General features: G+C 56.0%; 9 protein-coding genes and 2 pseudogenes. 7 read left to right on the top strand and 4 right to left on the bottom strand.

The window, feature by feature from the left end; all coding sequences use genetic code 11:
* The 4 genes from HMPREF1028_RS01630 to HMPREF1028_RS01620 all read left to right on the top strand — a co-directional run.
* The coding region (locus tag HMPREF1028_RS01630; protein WP_009311067.1) for a lysophospholipid acyltransferase family protein at positions 1-475 on the top strand (475 nt) is incomplete at its 5' end.
* Between the two features lie 33 nt (positions 476-508).
* Positions 509-1204 carry a M48 family metallopeptidase gene (locus tag HMPREF1028_RS01625; RefSeq protein WP_009311066.1) on the top strand — a complete coding sequence of 232 codons (696 nt, stop codon included), beginning with the start codon at positions 509-511 and terminating at the stop codon, positions 1202-1204.
* Between the two features lie 3 nt (positions 1205-1207).
* On the top strand, positions 1208-1468 hold the full coding sequence (locus HMPREF1028_RS14360) for a hypothetical protein (protein ID WP_156798033.1): 261 nt from the start codon (positions 1208-1210) through the stop codon (positions 1466-1468).
* A gap of 86 nt (positions 1469-1554) precedes the next feature.
* Positions 1555-2955, top strand: a complete 1401-nt coding sequence (locus HMPREF1028_RS01620; RefSeq protein ID WP_009311065.1) for an L-serine ammonia-lyase — start codon at positions 1555-1557, stop codon at positions 2953-2955.
* Positions 2956-3295: 340 nt separating this feature from the next.
* On the opposite strand, the gene HMPREF1028_RS01615 is transcribed toward HMPREF1028_RS01620, so the two are convergent.
* On the bottom strand, positions 3296-3727 hold the full coding sequence (locus HMPREF1028_RS01615; protein WP_009311064.1) for an EamA family transporter: 432 nt from the start codon (positions 3725-3727) through the stop codon (positions 3296-3298).
* 195 nt (positions 3728-3922) lie between these two features.
* Between HMPREF1028_RS01615 and HMPREF1028_RS01610 the strand changes: the two genes are divergently transcribed.
* Positions 3923-5599 carry a formate--tetrahydrofolate ligase gene (locus tag HMPREF1028_RS01610; protein ID WP_003776538.1) on the top strand — a complete coding sequence of 559 codons (1677 nt, stop codon included), beginning with the start codon at positions 3923-3925 and terminating at the stop codon, positions 5597-5599.
* A gap of 197 nt (positions 5600-5796) precedes the next feature.
* On the opposite strand, the pseudogene HMPREF1028_RS13135 reads toward HMPREF1028_RS01610, so the two are convergent.
* Positions 5797-5904, bottom strand: a pseudogene (locus HMPREF1028_RS13135) (IS5/IS1182 family transposase); the annotation flags it as partial.
* An 85-nt stretch (positions 5905-5989) separates the two neighbouring features.
* Between HMPREF1028_RS13135 and orn the strand changes: the two are divergent.
* Both orn and HMPREF1028_RS01600 read left to right on the top strand, forming a co-directional pair.
* Positions 5990-6547 (top strand): oligoribonuclease, encoded by a 558-nt coding sequence (gene orn / locus HMPREF1028_RS01605; RefSeq protein WP_003768643.1) that lies wholly within the window; start codon positions 5990-5992, stop codon positions 6545-6547.
* Between the two features lie 41 nt (positions 6548-6588).
* Complete coding sequence (locus HMPREF1028_RS01600; protein WP_009311063.1) at positions 6589-7689, top strand: metallophosphoesterase; 1101 nt, start codon at positions 6589-6591, stop codon at positions 7687-7689.
* A 110-nt stretch (positions 7690-7799) separates the two neighbouring features.
* Here the strand turns inward: HMPREF1028_RS01600 and HMPREF1028_RS01595 are convergent, their stop codons facing one another.
* Together HMPREF1028_RS01595 and HMPREF1028_RS01590 are read right to left on the bottom strand one after the other, a co-directional pair.
* On the bottom strand, positions 7800-8015 hold the full coding sequence (locus tag HMPREF1028_RS01595) for a glycine zipper 2TM domain-containing protein (protein ID WP_003761681.1): 216 nt from the start codon (positions 8013-8015) through the stop codon (positions 7800-7802).
* Between the two features lie 159 nt (positions 8016-8174).
* Positions 8175-8573 (bottom strand): annotated as a pseudogene (locus HMPREF1028_RS01590) (IS630 family transposase); the annotation flags it as partial.

Below are 8573 nucleotides of genomic sequence, written 5' to 3'. Positions count from 1 at the left end.
ATCTTTCCCGCCGCAGGTTTACGTCGCCAAACGCGAATTGTTCAAAATCCCCTTCTTCGGCTGGGGGCTGAAACTCGTCAAAACCATAGGCATAGACCGCAGCAACAGCCGCGAAGCCAGCAAACAACTGATGGAACAAGGCATGGCGCGCAAAAACGAAGGCTACTGGATCACCATCTTCCCAGAAGGCACACGCCTGCCGCCCGGCGAAAAAGGCCGCTACAAACTCGGCGGCGCGCGCATGGCGAAAATGTTTGAAATGGACATCGTCCCCGTCTCCCTCAACAGCGGCGAATTTTGGCCGAAAAACGCCTTCCTCAAACACCCCGGCACCATCACCGTCGTCATCAACCCCGTTATCCCCCACGGCAGCGGCACGGAAGCCGAATTGATGGCGGAATGCGAAAAACGGATTGAAACGCAACAACCCCTTATCGAAGGAAAAGGACCGTTTGCCGTCGCAAAGGTCGTCTGAAAACGCAAATTCGCCCCGACACCAGTCCAATCCATGTCCCGACACTACGCCCACACCCTTTCAGACGGCCAGTCCATCCGAATCCGGCTCAAACGCAGCGCCAAGAAAAACCTCATCCTGCACCCCGTATCCCGCGACACCGTCAGCATCAACGTTCCCCCGTTTGTCAGCCATCGCTTTCTCGCCCAATGGCTGACCGACAACGAACCGCTCTTGCGCCGCACCCTCGCCCAAGCCCCGACCGCCGCCGCATCCGCCGACACCCTCCCCGAATGGATTTGGTATCAAGGCGTTCAGACGACCCTGTCCGTCCACAGCAGCAGCCACATCCAAATCAGGCCGTCTGAAATCCTGCTGCCCGACAAAGAAACCGCCGCCCAACTGACCCACCTGCGCCGCTTCCTGCACGAACGCGCCCGCGAATACCTGCTGCCGCGCCTCGAACACCACGCCCGCACCACCGCCCTCATTCCCGCCGCGACCGCCCTCTCCAACGCCAAAACCTTCTGGGGCGTCTGCCGCCACACCACCGGCATCCGCCTCAACTGGCGGCTCATCGGCGCGCCCGATTATGTCGCAGACTACATCTGCATCCACGAACTCTGCCACCTGCCCCACCCCGACCACAGCCCGCAGTTTTGGGCAACCGTCAACCGCCTCACCCCGCACACCCAAGCCGCCGAAACATGGCTGAAAGCCCACGGGCGCGAATTGTTTTTGCTCGGCTGAACCGTGCGACACGCCGATACATCAAGGTCGTCTGAAACCCTGTTTCGCCCGTTTCAAGCCAAAACAAGATTTCAGACGACCCAATCCATGATGGCTACGCGCAACAAATCATGCCAATCCGTCACAAACCATCCGCCCCACTATCCGCCCGCCCTGCAAAGCAGGATAATGCCGTATACTTTTGCGACGGCAGCCCGCGCATCATCCGTCCGACAAAAAAGGCTAAAATACGCAGACTTTCAGACGCATGAAAACGAGCCTTAATCCACGCGACACAATCAGACAGCCCGACAAGCAACCAACATCCGCACTCCGCCACACAAACAGCCAACATTGAGGGAAAACACATCATGATCAGCATTTTCGACATTTTCAAAATCGGCATCGGCCCCTCCAGCTCCCACACCGTCGGCCCCATGAAAGCCGCCGCCGCCTTTTCAGACGACCTCAAACAATCAGGGCTGGACGCGCAAACCGAACGCATCGTCATCGACATTTACGGCTCGCTGGCGCTGACAGGACGCGGACACGGCACATTCGACGCCCTCCTGCTCGGCTTGGAAGGCAGCCTGCCGCACGACATCCCCATCGCCGACATCCCCGACCGTCTCGAACGCATCCGCACGCAACACATCCTCCGCCTCAACGGACGCGAAATCAGCTTCAACCCCGACAGCGACCTGAACATACGCGGCGACCAAGTGTTGCCCAAACACCCGAACGGACTGAATTTCACCGCCTACGGCAAAGACGGCGGCAAACTCAAAGAACAAATTTACTACTCCGTCGGCGGCGGCTTTATCGTTACCGATCAAGAGTTTGACCAACAAGCCGAACAAACGCGCCCAGTCCCCTACCCTTATACCAGCTGCGCCGAACTGCTTGCCCAATGCCGCATGAACCAACTCGATATTTCCGAAGCCGTGTTGGCAAACGAAGCCGCGCTTGCCGGTTGCAGCGAAGCCGAAATCCGCCGCCGCGTCGCCGGCGTTGCCGACGTTATGGAAGGCTGCATCAAACGCGGACTGGCGGCAGACGGCGAACTGCCCGGCGGCTTGAACGTCCGCCGCCGCGCCCCGCAGCTTGCCGCCAAACTCAAAGCCCTGCGCGAAACCGAAATCGTCAACACCCAACTCTGGCCCATGGTTTACGCCATGGCGGTCAACGAAGAAAACGCCGCCGGCGGACGCGTCGTTACCGCACCGACCAACGGCGCCGCCGGCATCATCCCCGCCGTCCTGCACTACTTCCGCAAGTTCAACCCGCACGCCACGCAAGAGCGCGTCGAAAACTTCCTGCTCACCGCAGGCGCCATCGGCATCCTCTACAAAACCAACGCCTCCATCTCCGGCGCAGACGTCGGCTGCCAAGGCGAAGTCGGCGTCGCCTGCTCCATGGCGGCGGGCGCATACGCCGAAGTCATCGGCGGCACGCCCAAACAAGTGGAAAACGCCGCCGAAATGGCAATGGAACATCATTTGGGACTGACCTGCGACCCCGTCGGCGGATTGGTGCAAATCCCCTGCATCGAACGCAACGGCATCGCCGCCGAAAAAGCCCTCAAACTCGGCACCCTCGCCCTGCTGGAAGACGGCACGGACAAAAAAGTCTCGCTCGACGAAGTCATCCAAACCATGCTGCAGACAGGGCGCGACATGAAGTCCACCTACAAAGAAACCTCGCTTGCCGGACTCGCCATCACGCTCCAGAAAAAAGCCGTTCCCGTATCCGTCCGCGTTGTGGAATGTTGAAAACGGAGCAGACAAAAAGGTCGTCTGAACATTTTGTTTTTCAGACGACCTTTTTGATGGATTCGACTCCTGCCGTATGTATAGTGGATTAACTAAATCAGGACAAGGCGACGAAGCCGCAGGCAGTACAGATAGTACGGAACCGATTCACTTGGTGCTTCAGCACCTTAGAGAATCGTTCTCTTTGAGCTAAGGCGAGGCAACGCCGTACTGGTTTAAAGTTAAGCCACTATACACAAAACCATCGCCGCAAATGACGGCAAGCCTTCAGCCATATTTGCGGCGCAACATTTTCAGACGACCCCTCAGCTTAAAAGGTCGTCTGAAAAATCATTTCGCCTTACCGTTTCAAAGCCAGCGTCAGCACACCCGCCGTAACCAGTCCCAAGCCTACCCATTCCTGCGTGCTGGGGCGTTCGTCCAGAAAAACCACCGCCATCAGCGCGACCAAAACCAGGCTGAATTTATCGACGGGGGCGACTTGCGAGGCGTTGCCCAGTTGCAGGGCTTTGAAGTAGGCGAGCCAGGATGCGCCGGTGGCGAGGCCGGAGAGAATCAGGAACGTCCAGTTTCTTCCCGTAAACCCGTTCACGCCCTGCCATTTGCCGGTATAGGTCAGGAACAAGACCAGCGCGGCGAGGATGATCAGCGTGCGGATGAAGGTGGCGAAATCCGAATCGATGCCCTGCAAACCCATTTTGGCGAAAATCGCCGTCAGCGAGGCGAAGCCTGCGGAAGCCAATGCCCAGAAAAGCCATGCGTTGCTGCCCATGTTTGTCCGTTTCTCTTGTGGATTGTCAACAATATGAACCGTATTTTTGTTGAATTATCGAATTTTTCACTGCGATTCATTCTCAGATAACGCTATAATATGCCTAATATTCTTTTGAATCCATCAGCGTTTGTCTTTCCGATGGGCTTTCAGACGACCCTCCTCTTTTTCTTCTCCATTCAGTAAAGGAAAATCATGAGCTTCAAAACCGATGCCGAAATCGCCCAATCCTCCACCATGCGTCCGATTGGCGAAATTGCCGCCAAGCTGGGTTTGAACGTTGACAATATCGAACCCTACGGCCATTACAAAGCCAAAATCAATCCTGCCGAAGCGTTCAAACTGCCGCAAAAACAAGGCCGTCTGATTTTGGTTACCGCCATCAACCCGACTCCGGCGGGCGAAGGCAAAACCACCGTGACCATCGGTTTGGCGGACGCGTTGCGCCACATCGGCAAAGACGCCGTTATCGCCCTGCGCGAACCTTCTTTGGGGCCTGTGTTCGGCGTTAAAGGCGGTGCGGCGGGCGGCGGCTATGCCCAAGTTTTGCCGATGGAAGACATCAACCTGCACTTCACCGGCGACTTCCACGCCATCGGCGCGGCGAATAATTTGCTCGCCGCCATGCTCGACAACCATATCTACCAAGGCAACGAATTGAACATCGACCCTAAACGCGTGCTTTGGCGGCGCGTGGTCGATATGAACGACCGCCAGTTGCGCAACATCATCGACGGCATGGGCAAACCCGTTGACGGCGTGATTCGTCCCGACGGCTTCGACATCACCGTCGCCTCCGAAGTCATGGCGGTATTCTGCCTTGCCAAAGACATCAGCGATTTGAAAGAGCGTTTGGGCAACATCCTCGTCGCCTACGCCAAAGACGGCAGCCCCGTTTACGCCAAAGATTTGAAAGCACACGGCGCGATGGCGGCATTGCTCAAAGACGCCATCAAGCCCAACTTGGTGCAAACCATCGAAGGCACGCCCGCCTTCGTACACGGCGGCCCCTTCGCCAACATCGCCCACGGCTGCAACTCCGTTACCGCCACCCGACTGGCGAAACACCTTGCCGATTACGCCGTAACCGAAGCAGGCTTCGGCGCAGATTTGGGCGCGGAAAAATTCTGCGACATCAAATGCCGCCTTGCCGGTTTGAAACCCGACGCAGCCGTCGTCGTCGCCACCGTCCGCGCCTTGAAATACAACGGCGGCGTAGAACGCGCCAACCTCGGCGAAGAAAACCTCGAAGCCTTGGCAAAAGGCCTGCCCAACCTGCTGAAACACATTTCCAACCTGAAAAACGTATTCGGCCTGCCCGTCGTCGTCGCCATCAACCGTTTCGTGTCCGACTCCGATGCCGAGTTGGCCATGATTGAAAAAGCCTGCGCCGAACACGGCGTCGAAGTTTCCCTGACCGAAGTGTGGGGCAAAGGCGGCGCGGGCGGCGCGGATTTGGCGCGCAAAGTCGTCAACGCCATCGACAATCAACCCAATAACTTCGGCTTCGCCTACGATGTCGAATTGAGCATCAAAGACAAAATCCGCGCCATCGCCCAAAAAGTGTACGGCGCGGAAGACGTCGATTTCAGCGCGGAAGCATCCGCCGAAATCGCCTCGCTGGAAAAACTGGGCTTGGACAAAATGCCCGTCTGCATGGCGAAAACCCAATATTCCCTCAGCGACAACGCCAAACTCTTGGGCTGCCCCGAAGGCTTCCGCATCACCGTGCGCGGCATCACCGTTTCCGCCGGCGCAGGCTTCATCGTTGCCCTGTGCGGCAACATGATGAAAATGCCCGGCCTGCCCAAAGTCCCCGCCGCCGAGAAAATCGACGTAGACGCAGACGGTGTGATTCACGGCTTGTTCTGATTTGAATCGGATGTGAAGTAAAACGGCAAAGGTCGTCTGAAAACGGTTTTCAGACGACCTTTTATCATTTGGGAACAGTTTAAACTCAACCGCGACAACCCGTAGCGTGGGCTTTGCCCGCGAATCGTCCCCTGATGAAAATAGTCGTCTGAAACGATAGAGCAAACCCACCGCATTGGTTTTCAGACGACTATTTATAGTGGATTAACTTTAAACCAGTACGGCGTTGCCTCGCCTTGTCGTACTATCTGTACTGTCTGCGGCTTCGTCGCCTTGTCCTGATTTAAATTTAATCCACTATATTTACGCGACCGCTTTGCCTTATCCTGATTTGAAGTTAATCCACTATAATACCGCCCATTGTTTTAAACCGACGAAAGGTCGTCTGAAATGACTCAAAACGCAAGCAACCTCTGCTGGCTCGATATGGAAATGACCGGGCTTGACCCCGAGCGCGAACGCATTATCGAAGTTGCCATGATTATTACCGACTCCGATTTGAACGTCTTGGCGCAGTCCGAAGTTTATGTCGTCCACCAAAGCGACGAACTGCTCGACGGCATGGACGCTTGGAACACCGCCACCCACGGCCGCACGGGGCTGACGCAGCGCGTGCGCGAATCGCGGCTGACCGAAGCCGAAGTGGAGCAGAAACTGCTGGACTTTATCGCGCAATGGATTCCCGAAAAAGCCACGCCGATGTGCGGCAATTCCATCCATCAAGACCGCCGCTTCATGGTCAAATACATGCCGCGCCTCGAAGCGTATTTCCACTACCGCAATCTGGACGTGTCCACCCTGAAAGAACTCGCCAAACGTTGGAATCCGCCTGTTGCCAAAGGCGTGGTGAAACGCGGTTCGCATCAGGCTTTGGACGATATTCTCGAAAGCATCGAGGAAATGCGTTACTACCGTGAAAACTTCTTGAAACTGCCCGAGGCCGTCTGAAAACACCGTCGGCACACTTTTTCAGACGACCTCCCACCATCATGTCCTATCCATACCGCCAATCACTGCCCGACACGCCGCTGGACATCGTCGGCGACGTTCACGGCGAATTTGCCGCCTTTCAATCGCTGCTGCACCGGCTCGGCTACCGCGACGACGGTTTCCATCCGCGCGGGCGGCGGCTGGTGTTCGTCGGCGATTTGTGCGACCGCGGTCCCGACAGTCCCGCGATGCTGGCTTGGTTCAAACAGGCTTATGAACGCGGATGGGCATGGATGGTTTTGGGCAACCATGAATTGAACATCCTTGCCGACGACCCGAAAGACGGCTCGGGCTGGTTTTTCGATGTCCGCGCCGAAAAAGACGCCCATTACGCGCCGTGGCATTGCGTGGAAGAAAAAGAGAAAACCGAATTGCGCGCATGGCTGGCCGAACAGCCGCTGCTGCTGGAGCGCGAAGACCTGCGCATTGTCCACGCCGCCTGGCTGCCGCCGCAAATCGAACGCCTCGAAGAAGCAAAGGGCGAAAGCCTGACCGCGCAATACCGCCGCTTTGATGCCGAGTTGAAACACCGCCTTCAGACGGCCTCTTGGTATCCCGACTACCTCTACGAACAGGCGCATTACGCCCCGCAGGCGGAAAATCCCGACCATGCGCCGCCACCCATGCCCGCCACGGCGCGATACGAACTCGAACGCAGCTGCCTGCATCCGATACGCGCCCTCACCAGCGGCGTGGAGCGTTTGGCGGACGAGCCGTTTTACGCCGGCGGACGTTGGCGCGGTACGACCCGTTGCGCGTGGTGGGACGACTACTGTGACGATACGCCCGTCGTTATCGGCCATTATTGGCGCAGTTGGCAGCCGTCTCCCGCCGCCGTTGCCGCCGAACGGCTGTTGCTGCCGCCGCAGCCGGATGTCTGGCACGGGGCGCGGCGCAACGTGTTCTGCGTCGATTTCTCGATTGGCGCAAGCTGGCGGGCAAGGAAATTCCCGCAGAAATACCGCCCCGAACAGTTCAGGTTGGCGGCATTGCGCTGGCCGGAGAAGGTGTTGGTGTTTGAGAACGGCGAATGCGCGGCGACGCGTTCGCCTGACAACAAACCGGCATACTCGCCCAACCCACAGAAAAGCAATCCATAATTTTGAACTCTCCCCAACCTTGCGCAAACATTTTTCTGATTCAATCACGCCCAATAAAAAAAGCCGGCCGAACCTATTTAAGGTCCGACCGGCTTTTATCGTTTTAAAAATTAACGATGTCTGTGGACTTGGCTGCCGATGACGCCGCCTAATGCAGCGCCGCCCAAAGTAGAGCCGGTATCGCCACCGATCAAGTTACCCGCTACACCGCCCAATACCGCGCCAGTAGCAGTATTGCGTTGTGTTTGGGTCATGCCCGCACATGCACTCAGAGAAGTAGCAATGGCGATCAAGGTCAAAGTTTTAGTCAAGAAAGACTTGCTCATGGTGTGTTCTCCGTTGTGGGTTAACTCAGTAACGAAAGTATGTCACACCAAGTCATTAATATTTATTCCAATAAGTAAAGTCATTTTAAACTAGGATAACTTAACAGGCGGACAGTTAGAAAAAACCATAATCCGATAAATCAGACAAATTAAATATAGTCAATTAAAATCAAAATAGGACAGTAATGCATCGTCAAATCGGGCGTAATCAGACAATACGGTTCGCAGATACCGCTTAATATTCGCCCACACCTTCTCAATCGGGTTGAGCTCAGGTGAATAAGGTGCAAGAGGTAATACCTTATGTCCCCATTTTTCCGCCATTTCCCGTAAGACACCCATACGGTGAAATCGTGCATTATCTAAAATAATCACCGATTTTTGAGTCAATGCGGGCAGTAGGCATTGCTGAAACCACGCTTCAAAAAAGACTCCGGTCATCGTATTTTGATAAACCATCGGAGCAATCAGCCGGTTGCCGACTTGTGCGGACACCAGAGATAAGCGTCGGTATCTTTTTTCCACTTATCTGCGCTTTCACTATTTGCCCTTTCAGGC

The sequence above is a fragment of the Neisseria sp. GT4A_CT1 genome, from assembly GCF_000227275.1.
Classification (GTDB): domain Bacteria; phylum Pseudomonadota; class Gammaproteobacteria; order Burkholderiales; family Neisseriaceae; genus Neisseria.
The sequence above is the reverse complement of the archived record's forward strand: the minus strand, read 5'-3'. Positions and strand labels throughout refer to the sequence as shown.

Excerpts from the sequence above, each read along its gene's own strand:
- HMPREF1028_RS01625 (WP_009311066.1), top strand. The coding sequence starts at position 509 with ATGTCCCGACACTACGCCCACACCCTTTCAGACGGCCAGTCCATCCGA.
- HMPREF1028_RS01600 (WP_009311063.1), top strand. The coding sequence starts at position 6,589 with ATGTCCTATCCATACCGCCAATCACTGCCCGACACGCCGCTGGACATC.
- orn (WP_003768643.1), top strand. The coding sequence starts at position 5,990 with ATGACTCAAAACGCAAGCAACCTCTGCTGGCTCGATATGGAAATGACC.
- HMPREF1028_RS01595 (WP_003761681.1), bottom strand. The coding sequence starts at position 8,015 with ATGAGCAAGTCTTTCTTGACTAAAACTTTGACCTTGATCGCCATTGCT.
- HMPREF1028_RS01615 (WP_009311064.1), bottom strand. The coding sequence starts at position 3,727 with ATGGGCAGCAACGCATGGCTTTTCTGGGCATTGGCTTCCGCAGGCTTC.
- HMPREF1028_RS01610 (WP_003776538.1), top strand. The coding sequence starts at position 3,923 with ATGAGCTTCAAAACCGATGCCGAAATCGCCCAATCCTCCACCATGCGT.
- HMPREF1028_RS01620 (WP_009311065.1), top strand. The coding sequence starts at position 1,555 with ATGATCAGCATTTTCGACATTTTCAAAATCGGCATCGGCCCCTCCAGC.